Genomic DNA, 12,896 nt, shown 5'->3' on the forward strand with positions numbered 1-12,896 from the left:
TATGTAAACGATTTGTGCCGATTTTGAAATTGTGCTGACAGTTGTATTTTAGTGGCAGTACGGAGCCGCAGTGGCAGTAGAAAGTTGCCGGTGCAGTTTCATAGAGTGTATTCAAAAAAGTATATTTTGGCTATCTCACTCTAATCAGTGTACCACTTGTACAACTGCCACCACTAACTGCTTCTGCCACTACAAACTGCAACTAACTTAATTGGGCTTCAAAACCGAATTAACTACTTGGATAACGCCGTTGCTTTGGGCAACATCGGCTATGGTGATGAATGATTTGCCACCTTTTTCGTCAACAAGGTAAAGTTTTGCCCCCTGCGACATCACAGTAAGCGTACCCCCACTCAATGTGTTAAGCTCCAGCTTGCCTTTGCCCTCCTTTACTTTAGTTAACAGGTCGGCCGAGGTTAATTTGCCGGGCACCACATGATAAGTAAGCAGTTTAATAAGATTGGCCTTGCTTGCAGGTTTCATCAGGTTGTCAACGGTGCCGGCAGGAAGCTGGGCAAAAGCTTCATTAGTAGGTGCAAAAACAGTATACGGACCGGCCGCTGATAGGGTAGGCGCTAAACCGGCAGATTTAATAGCGTTTACCAGCGTAGTATGGTCTTTTGAGCCGGATGCGTTTTGTACGATATTTTTAGCGGGCGACATGACGGTACCGCCTACAGTTTTTTGGGCGAAAGCTTTTGGGGCTATGGTAATAGCTATAAACGATAGGGCGATAATGAGTACTTTTTTCATAATTGCAGGCATATAAAACATTGCGATTTGATAAATATAAACAGTTTTTAAAACCATTTTGCTTTGTAACAAAGTACTGACTGTAAAAAACCTCAAAGGTTTAGAAAAATAATCCGGCTGCAATATGATCGGCATACAGTTTACCTGTTGCGCTAAGATAAATAACATTATCTTTTTGTATGATCCATTCCCTATCGAAATATTCGGCGGCAGCTTTGAGTAATTCGGCTGATGCGCCTTTGGCTATCTGGTTGAGCTTAACCAGTTCAAGGCCCCAGATTGTGCGTAATGAGGTCATGATATATTCGTTCAGGCGGTTCTCTTCGGTTAGCTCCTCGGTTTCGGCCTGTAGTTTTCCGGTTTCAAGCGCCTGCATATATTTCGCGTTGTTAGCGATGTTCCACTGCCGTGTATCGCCGTTATAAGAATGCGCCGAGGGGCCAATTCCTAAATATTTTACCCCTTTCCAGTAATTTGAATTATGACGGGAGTATTGGCCGGGCTTGCAAAAGTTGGAGATTTCGTAATGTTGAAACCCATGTGCCTGCATGGCATCCATCAGCACTATAAATTGCTCTGCGCTTTGTTGCTCATTCATGGGGGGCTGTTTTTTTTTGCTGATAAAGGCTGCAAGTGCAGTTTGCGGTTCAACCGTCATCGAATAGGTAGACACATGCGGAACATTAAGCTCAAATACCTTATCAAGGTTTTGCTTCCATTTGGTATCGCTAAGCGTAGGATAACCGTAAATGAGGTCGACCGTAATGTTTTCAAAACCGGCGTCCTGGGCGCGTTTTACTGATGATTCTGCTTCCTGCCCGCGGTGTACACGGTTCATCCAAACCAGGTCCTCGTCAAAAAACGACTGGATCCCTATGCTGAAACGGTTAACGGGTGTTTGCCTAAGGGCTTTGAGTTTGTCGGGTTTCAGATCATCGGGGTTAGCCTCCAGGGTTATTTCGGCGGTAGACGATACGGTGTGGAGTTCGGTCACCGTGTTGATGATCCTGCTGATTTGATCGCTATCCAAAACAGATGGGGTGCCGCCGCCAAAGTAAATGGTTTCGATGGTTTCACCGTTGAGGTAACCTTTTTGCAGCTTGATCTCACTGATCAAAGCATGCACCATTTCATCTTTGTACTTTAACGATGTGCTAAAATGGAAATCGCAATAATGGCAAGCTTGCTTGCAAAAGGGGATATGTATGTAAATTCCTGCCATGCTTTTAAGAGTATATAATCCCGTAAAGAATGGGATAGATTAATGATGTTAATGTGTTGATTATCAATATTAAAAATGTTTTAATAGCTTCCTTAATCTTTTGTTTTTTATTCTATTTTATGTTATTTTTGTTACTCGGGTGTTACTATTCAGGTTTAACGAGTAACAAAAGTAACAAATAAACAGTAATTAATAAGTCATGGTAACTATTAGATACAAAAAGCTAAGCACAGGCAAATTTAGTGCTTATTTGGATGTCTATTCCAATACCGGTGAGGGTAAAGGTAAACGCAATTACGAGTTTCTTAAGATTTACGTCGATAAAGACTATTCTGATGCAGCAAGCCGTATTAGCGAGCCTGATAAAGAAAAACTGAAGATTATTAAAGCACTTCGTAATAAAAGAGAGGATGAACTGAATTTCTCGGAGCATGGCTATAAGCAACCTGCCAAGATCAATTATTATCTTCAAGACTATCTTGATCAATGCCTTGCAAAGAAATTTAATTATAAACTGGAATGCCTGATCATTCATCTTGGAAAGTATTGCCCCAAACGAACCATATTATTCCAGGAAGTAGATGAAGAATTTTTAGATAAGTTTCAGAGTTACCTGCTTAATCAGGTTAGCAGAAATACAACTAATGCCTATATGTCCGTGTTTAGGCAGCATTTCAATAAACTGGTAATTAAAGGGATTATTCAAACTTCTCCTTTTGGTAGTTTTAAGATTATCGAAGAGGAAGACTCGGAGCGCACCACGCTCACTATTGAAGAAGTAAGAACCTTAGCTAATTACGTTCCCAAAAGAGGAAACAGCCAGATCAGGGAAGCTTTTATTTTTTCTTGTTTTACTGGTTTGCGGTTTTCGGATATTAAGAAATTGCATTACGATGAAATTGTTAACGAACAGCTGATTTTTCGACCGGCAAAAACGACAAAGAAAATTGTTACTGTACCATTGGCCGATGAAGCAAAAATGATTATTGCAAAAGTGGTCAAGCATCCTACAAATAAGAAAGTGTTTTGGGATTTGCCAACAAGTCAGGTGGTGAATGTTTACTTAAAATTCTGGGCATTGGAAGCCGGTCTGAAAAAAAACCTCCATTTCCATGCTGCCCGACACACTTTTGCAACCATTGGCCTGACTTTTGGAATCGATATATATACCATGAAAGAACTGCTGGGACACAGTAAAATCGAAATGACCCAAATCTATGCTAAAATCGTTGACGAAAAGAAAAGAAACGAAATGTTGAAATTCCCTAAACTTTGAATATGAAAAAGGTTTTTTTTGAAATCGGTTTAGTAATTGCGTTTACCCTGGTCTACCTTTTGGTTCCGGGAATACGCTTGCCGCTGATTATTACCTTTGGCGTATTAGGCATTTGGCTATTGCCCGTCCAATTATTTTTATCGGTAAGTTTTAAAAACTGGCAGGATGAGCTTAGTGGCCGTTTTCATCATTTGCCGACACAGGAGCGTTTATTGCAGGTTAAGGGTACTTTTGATGGTCTTGACCCGATAGAAGTTAGCAAGCTTCGCTTGTTTTATATCAATGTAAGTTTTTTTCACTACCTGCTGATGGTTTTCTATGGCCTGTCATTTCTGTTGATCGGCCTTTTGTTTTTGGGTTTAGGTGTCTATTCTAAAGGCACATATTTTGTTGCTATAAGTCTTTTGGGATTTATTATTACCTGTTTTATAGGCTACGTCTTGATTGGTCAGATTTTTCCGGCCGGTAACAAGAAAAATATCGACGCTGTTTTCTATCTGTTTTGGAGCAAGGACTGGCAAAAGCAACTTTTTGCACTTGGTCAGATAGACAAGGAGGATTTTCAATTATTGCGTAAACCGCAGTCATTCTATGATTTTTGGCGGCAAGGTAAAACAATAGAAGAAAAGGAAATGGCATTTAAAAAATTAATAGATGACCTGAACAGGCACAGTAAAAGCGGGCCACTTTTTAAATATAATGAGCAGGGAAAAATAGAGCTTACCGAAATTATACGTAATGGTGCACCGGACAAAACGCTGGCAGGTTTCCTTAAATACTGCATTAAAGACCGGAAAATACTTTCGGAGGATATTTTGAAAAAAAGCCACAGGGGATTATTGCATTCCGTTTTTATGATCGGTCAAAACAAAGGACTTGTCGTATTAGAGAACGAAAGATTTAAAACCTTACCCGATGATTATGTCGAGGTATATAAATCAATCCTAAAAGAATAAACGTTTTGGATAGAACTCCATAATGTACCCAAGCGTGACATAAAGTACGTTTGTACGATACCGCCCAATCGGTCGTATAGGTCTATTTTGTTCTATTTTTTTGCTTCCGTTAACCAAAACGGAGGTCGAATGAATATCAATGAAAACACCAGGGTAATAGATCTTAAAGTATCAGATCTGTTGACCATTTTAAAAGAATCCGCAACAGCTTTGCCCGCACCACTACCGGTACCGAGTGACGAAGATGAAATAGGCGGCTATGAAGTAGCAGAGAAAACTACAGGTTACGCACGCCAAACCCTTTACCAGTTAAAATCCGCAGGAAAGATTCCCTGTATTGTTCTTCCTAATGGTGGTGTCAGGTTCTCTAAAAAGGAGATCGTTAGCTGGCTGATGTCCCATAAAAGGCTAACCGACAAAGAAATAGCCGAGAAAGCAGAAAATTTTGTTTTTAAACGCCGTTTGCGCAGAAAATAAAGGGAAATATGGAACAGGAATATCCTTATCTCCGAATCGGCACGGCCTATTACAAGATCGTTCAAAAGCCCCTCGCTTCGGGTGACCGCATGACACTGCTCCTTCCCTGGTCGGTAGAGTGCATTAAGCAAGATCATGGCAAGAGCTATCTGTCCGGCATACCAAAGTATGATGGCTTTTGCTTTGTACCATCACACCTGCATTACCAGCGCTTTATCGGCAATTTTTATAATCGGTATCATCCATTTATACATATTCCGAAGATTGGACAGCCGGAGCGGACGCTGGCCTACCTGGGTCATATTTTCGGCGACCAACTCGAATACGGTTTGGATTATTTAAAAATCCTGCTCGAAATGCCGATGCAGATGCTGCCCATCCTTTGCCTGGTCAGCACCGAGCGGAATACAGGAAAGACCACTTTTTTAAATCTGCTGAAAGCGGTTTTCGGGGATAACATGACCATCAACACAAACGAGGACTTTCGTTCAAACTTTAACGCAGAATGGGCGCATAAGGTCATCATAGGAGTGGATGAAACTTTTTTGGAACGCCGAGAAGACTCCGAGCGCCTGAAAAATCTAAGTACTGCCACATTCTACAAATCCGAGGCCAAAGGACAGGACAGACAGGAAATCGAATTTTTCGGGAAGTTCATTTTATGCAGTAATAACGAGGACAATTTTGTACTGGTTGACCCCGGCGAAACCCGGTACTGGATACGAAAGATACCCGTACTGGAAAAGGAAGATCAGGGCTTGTTGCCCGCACTTAAAAAGGAAATTCCTTTACTCATTCACTACCTGACAGGTAGGAAGCTGTCTACGCCAAAACAAAGCCGGATGTGGTTTACCGCCCAGCAGATCGCTACACCCGCACTCAAAAAAGTTATCCGGCAAAACCGGAACAAACTGGAGATGGAAATTGCCGGGCTACTATTGACAATAGCGGACGGAAAGGAAGTAGAGGAAGTGAAATTTTGTGTGGGCGATGTGCAGGACTGGCTGAATAAAAAAGGTTTCCGCAACCATGATACCACCGCTATCCGCAGGGTACTACAGAACGTGTGGAACCTGAAACCGGCTGCCAATTCCAACTCCTATAACCAGTACAAGATTGGGCTGGACGGTACTATCTATGAGAGCACACAGAAAGGCCGCTACTTTAACATGAGTATCAAAGTGATTGAAAAGATCAACGACTCCTGATGATTTGATGACAGGTAATGTAATTTATTGATAATCAAAAAAAATACAGTCATCAAAACTTCATCAAAGTATCATCAACGCCAATTGCTGATGAAAGAAAAAACCACCAAAATGATTTGATGACAAATTTGATGAATAAATGATGATGAGTTAACTAATTGAACAACAAAATATTAAGTGATGATTTCGTCAAATCATCAAAAATAAACACTAAAGCGTATGAGAACATTGAGTTGCGGTGAAGCCCGGCAAATCCCGATCATCGAATACCTGGCAAAATGCGGTTACCAACCACAATATATCAGGGGTAATAACTACTGGTACCTTTCCCCATTACATGAAGAAAGTCACGCTTCTTTTAAGGTTAACACCCGGCTTAACGCATGGTTTGACTTCGGCATAGGTGAGGGCGGTAATATGATTGATTTGGGTATCCGGTTATACAAATGCAGCGTAAAGGATTTTTTGCCGCTGCTGAGCAGCGGCTATACCCATCTTTCTCCTGATGCGAAAATGATAATAACTTTTACACCCGGACCAAAATCTCCGGCTGCCAAAGAAAATCATATCGAAATACTGGACGTAACGGAACTTCAAACCCCGGCGATGGTGGCCTATATCAAAAAAAGAAGTATCAGTCAGCCACTGGCAAAAACATATTGTAAAGAAGTTCGCTTTGCCATCGCAGGTAAGAACTATAACGCTATCGGTTTTGCGAACCGCTCCGGCGGTTACGAATTGCGTAATGACTGGTTTAAAGGCTCGTCCTCGCCAAAGGATATCACCATACTTAAGAATCACAACGGCACGCAAGCGGTTTGCGTAATTGAAGGTTTCATGGACTTTTTGTCACTATTAGAATTGAAGCAATTGCGCAGACCCGAAACCGATGTGATCATCCTTAATTCAGTCGCCCTGATTGGGCGGAGCATCGAAATACTGAAAAGTTACAAAGATGTATTTCTGTTTTTAAACAACGACAAGGCCGGACAAACCGCCGCAGAAAAGTTGAGACAAGCAGATATCAACGGCATCGATGCCAGTGAGTTTTACAAAGGCTATAACGATGTGAATGAATACCTGAGTGCCCAACAAAGAGGCGCTTTGCAAGCGCAGATCAGGCGCGAAGCGCCTGAAGAAAGGGGGCTGGGAATTGGGCGGTAAACCGCTTTTTTTTCACCAGCAAAATACCGCTTGCGGTATAGATGTATATCTATATAAAGGGCGAACGGCCAATGGCCGTTTTTTATCCGCTGTAAGGAGCAAGATACTATTATGAAAAGCAAATTTTTAAGTAATTTTTTGATGGCAGCCTTTACGAAACGCGTGCTTTATTTTATACCGGGAGATTTTATACCGGGAGATTTTGTACCAGGGGAGTTTGTGCCACGAGGATTTGTACCCGGGGACTTTGTACCGGGATAAAGTCTTGTCCTTATGCGAAAAGCATAAGGAGCAAGCGGAAGTTGGGCGGAGCCCTACTTTGCTTGCCCTACGCTATCGCTACGGGGGTTTTACGTATCCTCCGGGGATACTTTAGGGCGTTTTTGCCGGTGAAATAAAAGAAAACAGGATACTTAGGGGTATCCTGTATAAACAGATAAAGGCATATTCCGATATACAGGATTGTGCTGGTAAAACGAATGAACGATGGAAGATATTAATGTAAGATCAGTAAGATACCCCATATTGGTTGACCAGAAGTTTGAAAAGATCGCCCTTAAACTGGGGCGGACAAAGCGCCAGGTCTTTATCCAGATGGTAGACTATTTTTATAAAAGCAAGAAGGATCCGATAGATCTGAATGATGAGTTGTTAAAGAATGCCCTGATGAAGAACCACCAGCAGTATATCGGTTTTATCAAAAGCCAGGAAAACATGCTGCTCATACCCATGAAAACGGAAATGGACAGGGTATCTGTATCGCAAGGCCAGATCATTGAACGCTTTAATACTCAAATACTCAAGGCCAATACAGACCTGCTGAATAATCAACATACCCAGGACGGGAAGCTAAACGCCATCGGGATAATCATGGACACGATGCAGAAAGGGCTTAAAAGCAAGGAAGCGCTCAAGTCGCAGTTCCTTCATATCCTGGATGGGTATATCCGGTCCAGAGATGCGTTTGGCATGATGACATCGGGCAGGGAAAAAGAAGAGCTGATTGCGGTTACCAAATCGCAGATCAGTTTATTATAAGTAATAAATCAAGAATGTTAGGGGGTATGTTTATTAATATTACAGACAGTAAAGAAGCGGCGAACAAAGGAAGCAGCGCAGGGCTGGTGCATTATCTTGAAAAAGAAAACCGGCTCGATCATAAACAACAACCGGAGTACTGGTTTAACGGCCAGCAGACTAGGATCGAACCGTATAAGGTAATGCGGACAATAAATAACAATATCGCTAAGCTGAGTAAGGAGGATGCCAAATTCTTTCTGGTCAATATCAGCCCCAGCCAGAAAGAGATCGCGTTTCTAAAAGAGCAATACGGCGAAGATGGCGCAAAAGAGCAAATGAAAGGGTTCGCCGTCAGGGTAATGGATGCTTACGCACAGAACTTTAAAAAAGACGGTATTCACAGCCATGAAGACCTGGTATGGTTCGCCAAGCTGGAAAATCACCGTTACTATAGCCACAAAGACCCGGAGGTCAAACAGAGACTTAAAAAGCGCGGCGACCGCAAGGACGGCGAGCAGATGCATGTGCAGGTCATTGTCAGCCGTAAGGATGCGACTAACAAGATCAAGCTTAGCCCGATGAACACCTCGCGGGGCAAGAATGCGGAGCACTCTAAAAAGATGGGGCAGTTTGACAGGGTGGCTTTCAAGCAAAGCGGGGAAAATCTTTTTGACAGCTTGTTCGAATTTGACAGGCAACTTAAAGATACACTGGCCTACGCTAATGTTCAGAAGAACGGCAAACTGGCGCAGCGGGAACAGCTGGGCGTACTGGCCGAGGGCGCTTCGCAGAATTACCAGAGCAGATCGGTAGCTAATGAACTTGCCCAGGGCGTTGCAGAAGGCTTGTTTACGACCACAGTCGGTATGCTGGCAGCAGCAGGCAAAACAGCGGCGAGTTTCCTGGAAGTAATGCTGGAACCGATGTATACAGCAGGTGCTAATATCGTCCCGGAGAGCGAAGCCGAGCAAAAGAAAAAAAGAAAGAAAAGATCGCAGGGTCAGCAGATCACGCGTTGAAACTATGCCATGGTATCCTAAATACAGAATAATGCTTATCTTTACAGTACCAGAGGTTATGCCCTACTTTAGGGCAAAGACCATCTACTATAGCCCGTTTATGCGGGCTATTCTTTTTAAAAAAAGCAGTACCAGATATTAGGCTACCGGTGATCCGGGCTATAATCCTGACCGTTTTTATACAGGGTATAGATCAGGACGAGCAGTTTTCTTTCCAGGGCAACGATACCCGTCTTTCCCGGTTTGCCATTATCTTTAAGCCGGTTAAAATAAGTCTTTAAGGTTTTGTTGTGAATAATAGAACTGACAGCAGCCATATACAGCCCCGCCCTAATGTAGGCATTTCCCGTTTGGATATATGGGGCCGCCATGAAAGGGTGCCTGACTCTTTCATAACCACATCCAAACCCACATAGCTGACCAGCTGCCGCCGGTTACCGACATTGGCAAAACCATCGGTTTCAGCAATAACTGTAATAGCTGTAACAAAGTTGACCCCCGGAATGGTAATGACGTGTTTGGTTCGCTTGGAGAGTTCAGGGTCACTATCTGTCAGTTCCCGCATTTGTGTTTCTATCTCACCAAGCTGTTTGGTTGCTAAAGCGATACGTTCTTTCAGGCGCTCTACACTATCCCTGAAAGCATCGAAAGAATGGTTCAGGGCATGTAACTGATTGGTTAAGGCGTTTCTGTCCCGGATCAAACCGATGCGTTCCCTGCTCATTCTTTTGAGGCGGCGCAGCTGCTCATTGGGCCGGCTCCAGGGCATAAGGTCCCGTTCCAGTCCCATACGGGCCAGCATACCGGCATCGATCTTATCTGTTTTATTCTTCTCATCCAGGCTCTTGGCATACTGTTTGCCTTTAGTGGGCTGAATAACGCTCAACCGGTAACCGACCCCGGCAAGAAAATAGGCGGCTTCTTCATGGTAGGTGCCGGTCGCCTCCATATTGACATGCAAGGCAAGGCTATTATCCTGTTTCCTGTTTAACCACTCCCGGAGCTTTACAAATCCGTCAGGGTTATTTTCATATCCGCTTGTTGCCACTACCTTGATCTTCAGGTCTTCTGTGTAGAAGGACAGGCAGCAATCAATCTTTTTCATGGATACGTCAATACCCAGGCACTGTTTCAATGTTACTTTTTTGCTCATAATTGAATTGTTACAGAAATCGAAACAGAGAGATATATCCCACAGTCTATACTCATATTCTACACAGGCTCAGGGAGCTGTCCCCCGGCTTAAAATACTATTGAGACTCATGGATAAGAACCCGGCAATGGTAAGGTCTTGCTCAGGCATACATCATTACTTATGATGTTGCAAGCTATGTGGATGCTCTTTTGCCGTCCCCTCTCTATATCAATATCTTATTGTTTACTAACTAATTACAAATAAACGAAACAGGAGACCGGGGAGGCATTATCTGGCTAAGCATGCATCTATTCTGCTGCAAAGCTATGTTAGGTACTCTCGGGCCGGTATTCCTGTTTGCGTTACAAAAACAAGGTATTATCTCGCTATGCATACATCCTGTAAGTTGTTGCATGTTAATGTTCGGTACTCTTGTCTCTGCCTTTATAATCTTCTGATAGGTATGGTAAGATCTTGCTATACATTCATATAAATCATGCTGCACGTTTGTGTTAGTTACTCATTAATCTATCTCCTGGATTACGGCTACTAAAGTATGAGTTTGTGTTTTTGTTGCCACAAAAACTTCCCGGATGCCTACGGCACCGGGCAAACTTGCCTCATGCGCCCGATGGTTGCATGAGGGTGAAGCGCAGAAAGACTAAGAAATTTAAAAATGGAAGTAATTGCAAAATCAAAGAATAAATTACCAGGCGACCAGCAAAAAAATAAGGGCGGTGCGCCCAAAAAGAGGGTTAAACGAGAATTGATTATCCGGGTGAGAATGACGGCAACCGAACGCTTTCAGATCGAGACTAAGGCTAATGCCGCCGGGATGCGCTCAAGTACCTGGATAAGGGCTTCCGCCAAAAATGCAAAGATCATTCCCCGGCTAACCGCCGATGAGCGGCGCATCCTTTGGATGCTGGCTGAACTGTCCAACAACCTTAACCAATTAACCAAACTGGCACACCAGCTTGGACTTTTGAGGGTGGTACGGCAATGCGAACAGGTTATAAAAGAGGTTGACGAAACTTTTAAAAAGTTAAACAAGGATGATCGGGAAAGTGATAACGGGTAGAAGTTTTGGCGGCTGTATCCGCTATGTCGTTCAAAAGCATGATGCGGTTATACTGGAAGGCGCGGGTTTAAGGATGCGGGAGGTAAACCAAATCATCGACGACTTTAACCTGCAAAGAAAGTATAACCCAAACTTAGGACAGGCAGTAGGCCACATTGCTTTAAGCTGGAGCATTAATGACCTGGCTAAACTCAATGATGAGGTAATGGTGAATATGGCTAAAGAGTATTTACAAAAAATGAAGATTAAGGAAACGCAGTATCTGATTGTAAAGCACCAGGACAAAAATCATCCCCATTTACATATAGTTTATAACCGGGTAGATAATGATGGTAAAACGATCCCTGATAATTTTCAGAAGCAACGGAATGTCGTAGTATGTAGGGATATGACTATAAAGCACGGCTTTTATCTTTCGCCGGGGAAAGAACAGGTTAACCGTCAGCAGCTAAAAGGCGAAGACAAGGTCAAATATGAATTGTACGATGCCATAAAGTCGGCCAGCAAAAAAGTAAAAAACATGGACGAATTGAAAAGGGTATTAGCCAAACAGGGTATCGGAATGCACTTTAAATATAAGAGCAGTAGTAACGAAATACAGGGTATCAGTTTCAGCAAGGGCGAGTACAAATTTAAGGGGTCGGAAATCGACCGCAGTTTAAGCTACGCCAAATTAAGCCAGGCAATTGAGCAGCACCAGCCGGAAAAGAGTTTAGCCGATCAGTTGAGGGAAGTGGTAGAAAACGCCAAACAGGAAAGAATTAATCAACAAAAGCCGGAACCGGAAACCCATTATTTGCGGCAAACGCTATCATCGGGGGCAGATTTATTAGAAGGCTTGCTGGGAAATATTGCTGAAGAAAATGATGGGCCGGAAAGAAAACGCAGAAAGAAGAACGAACAGGAGCAAAGCAGAGGAATATCACGATGAAAGAAATAGATGAACTTACCGAAAGGATAGACGGGCAAGATGAGATTATTGATAGCCTTATCAAAAAAATAACAGATCAGGAGAAGCGGGAGCCTAAAACAGCCGATTATACACTCCATTTTGAGGCCTTGCAAAAGATTTTTGAAGTTTTTTTGGTGAGATATAACAAGGAGAATGCGGAACTTAAACAGGCTGTTACCCTGCTTAATATCAGCTATCCTGCGGAGCAAATACAAACTACTTTGATAGAGGTTAAAACCATATTGGAGGCAATTAGAAAATCATTGCCTGTAAAAGTAAAACACGAGTTTGACCCTAAAACTAAGGGCTGGATTATTGCCGGGGTAGTATTGTTGATTGTAACTGCTATCAGTTCCGGTTTGTGCGGCCATTTATGGAGTGAAAATATGCGTTTACAGGCCAATGATATCAAATTTCGCATGCTGCGGCAGTGCTATCCGATTCAAGCGAATTGGGCAGAACAACATTATTATAACAATCCTGATGCAGCTGAAGGTGAAACAATACGTCTGGAAAATGAGGCGAAAGAAAGATCAGCAGCAGCAGACATTGTAAACCAAAAACAACGGAGAATCAAAGTTGCATACAAAACGTTGATCAAGTTGAAACATCACTAATTTTTAAATGATTTCG

Annotated in this window: 15 protein-coding genes; 12 read left to right on the forward strand and 3 right to left on the reverse strand. The window is 42.7% G+C overall.

The annotated features are described in order from the left end of the window. Positions 1 to 207 precede the first annotated feature (207 nt). Together DIU38_RS30155 and hemW are read right to left on the reverse strand one after the other, a co-directional pair. Positions 208 to 753: a fasciclin domain-containing protein gene (locus DIU38_RS30155; protein ID WP_112651210.1), complete on the reverse strand. Its 546-nt coding sequence runs from the start codon at positions 751 to 753 to the stop codon at positions 208 to 210. Positions 754 to 853: 100 nt separating this feature from the next. After that, the gene (hemW, locus tag DIU38_RS30160) at positions 854 to 1,975 is read right to left on the reverse strand and encodes a radical SAM family heme chaperone HemW (RefSeq protein WP_112651024.1); all 1,122 of its coding nucleotides are present in this window, start codon (positions 1,973 to 1,975) and stop codon (positions 854 to 856) included. A 199-nt stretch (positions 1,976 to 2,174) separates the two neighbouring features. Here hemW and DIU38_RS30165 point away from each other — a divergent pair, with 199 nt between their 5' ends. The 9 genes from DIU38_RS30165 to DIU38_RS34575 all read left to right on the forward strand — a co-directional run bounded on the left by DIU38_RS30165 (position 2,175) and on the right by DIU38_RS34575 (position 9,376). Further along, positions 2,175 to 3,251, forward strand: a complete 1,077-nt coding sequence (locus DIU38_RS30165; RefSeq protein ID WP_112651022.1) for a site-specific integrase — start codon at positions 2,175 to 2,177, stop codon at positions 3,249 to 3,251. A 2-nt stretch (positions 3,252 to 3,253) separates the two neighbouring features. Then, complete coding sequence (locus tag DIU38_RS30170) at positions 3,254 to 4,207, forward strand: hypothetical protein (protein WP_112651020.1); 954 nt, start codon at positions 3,254 to 3,256, stop codon at positions 4,205 to 4,207. 129 nt (positions 4,208 to 4,336) lie between these two features. Further along, positions 4,337 to 4,684 carry a helix-turn-helix transcriptional regulator gene (locus DIU38_RS30175; protein ID WP_112651018.1) on the forward strand — a complete coding sequence of 116 codons (348 nt, stop codon included), beginning with the start codon at positions 4,337 to 4,339 and terminating at the stop codon, positions 4,682 to 4,684. An 8-nt stretch (positions 4,685 to 4,692) separates the two neighbouring features. Beyond that, positions 4,693 to 5,892 carry a primase-helicase family protein gene (locus DIU38_RS30180; RefSeq protein WP_112651016.1) on the forward strand — a complete coding sequence of 400 codons (1,200 nt, stop codon included), beginning with the start codon at positions 4,693 to 4,695 and terminating at the stop codon, positions 5,890 to 5,892. Positions 5,893 to 6,111: 219 nt separating this feature from the next. Next, positions 6,112 to 7,056, forward strand: coding sequence for a toprim domain-containing protein (locus DIU38_RS30185; RefSeq protein WP_112651014.1), 945 nt, complete (start codon positions 6,112 to 6,114; stop codon positions 7,054 to 7,056). 111 nt (positions 7,057 to 7,167) lie between these two features. Beyond that, positions 7,168 to 7,317, forward strand: a complete 150-nt coding sequence (locus DIU38_RS33300; protein WP_167516280.1) for a hypothetical protein — start codon at positions 7,168 to 7,170, stop codon at positions 7,315 to 7,317. A 225-nt stretch (positions 7,318 to 7,542) separates the two neighbouring features. Then, positions 7,543 to 8,094 (forward strand): BfmA/BtgA family mobilization protein, encoded by a 552-nt coding sequence (locus DIU38_RS30190; RefSeq protein ID WP_112659102.1) that lies wholly within the window; start codon positions 7,543 to 7,545, stop codon positions 8,092 to 8,094. Between the two features lie 26 nt (positions 8,095 to 8,120). Next, positions 8,121 to 9,095: a DUF5712 family protein gene (locus tag DIU38_RS30195; protein WP_112659104.1), complete on the forward strand. Its 975-nt coding sequence runs from the start codon at positions 8,121 to 8,123 to the stop codon at positions 9,093 to 9,095. Positions 9,096 to 9,244: 149 nt separating this feature from the next. Continuing rightward, on the forward strand, positions 9,245 to 9,376 hold the full coding sequence (locus DIU38_RS34575) for a hypothetical protein (protein ID WP_262714343.1): 132 nt from the start codon (positions 9,245 to 9,247) through the stop codon (positions 9,374 to 9,376). Here DIU38_RS34575 and DIU38_RS30200 read toward each other — a convergent pair. Then, positions 9,373 to 10,248: an IS110 family RNA-guided transposase gene (locus tag DIU38_RS30200; protein WP_149354207.1), complete on the reverse strand. Its 876-nt coding sequence runs from the start codon at positions 10,246 to 10,248 to the stop codon at positions 9,373 to 9,375. The genes DIU38_RS34575 and DIU38_RS30200 overlap by 4 nt on opposite strands. A gap of 658 nt (positions 10,249 to 10,906) precedes the next feature. Between DIU38_RS30200 and DIU38_RS30205 the strand changes: the two genes are divergently transcribed. Genes DIU38_RS30205 through DIU38_RS30215 form a run of 3 tightly spaced genes read left to right on the forward strand, consistent with a single transcriptional unit; the run spans position 10,907 to position 12,880 of the window. Then, a complete protein-coding gene (locus DIU38_RS30205) occupies positions 10,907 to 11,311 on the forward strand; it encodes a plasmid mobilization protein (RefSeq protein WP_112653266.1) in 405 nt (134 codons plus the stop codon). Then, entirely contained in the window at positions 11,286 to 12,242 is a 957-nt protein-coding gene (locus tag DIU38_RS30210; protein WP_112653265.1) for a relaxase/mobilization nuclease domain-containing protein, read from the forward strand. Before DIU38_RS30205 ends, DIU38_RS30210 begins: the two co-directional genes overlap by 26 nt. After that, the gene (locus tag DIU38_RS30215; RefSeq protein ID WP_112653264.1) at positions 12,239 to 12,880 is read left to right on the forward strand and encodes a hypothetical protein; all 642 of its coding nucleotides are present in this window, start codon (positions 12,239 to 12,241) and stop codon (positions 12,878 to 12,880) included. The genes DIU38_RS30210 and DIU38_RS30215 overlap by 4 nt, the downstream gene beginning before the upstream one ends. Positions 12,881 to 12,896 lie beyond the last annotated feature (16 nt).

This window comes from Mucilaginibacter metallidurans, assembly GCF_003286435.2.
Lineage (GTDB): Bacteria > Bacteroidota > Bacteroidia > Sphingobacteriales > Sphingobacteriaceae > Mucilaginibacter > Mucilaginibacter gossypii.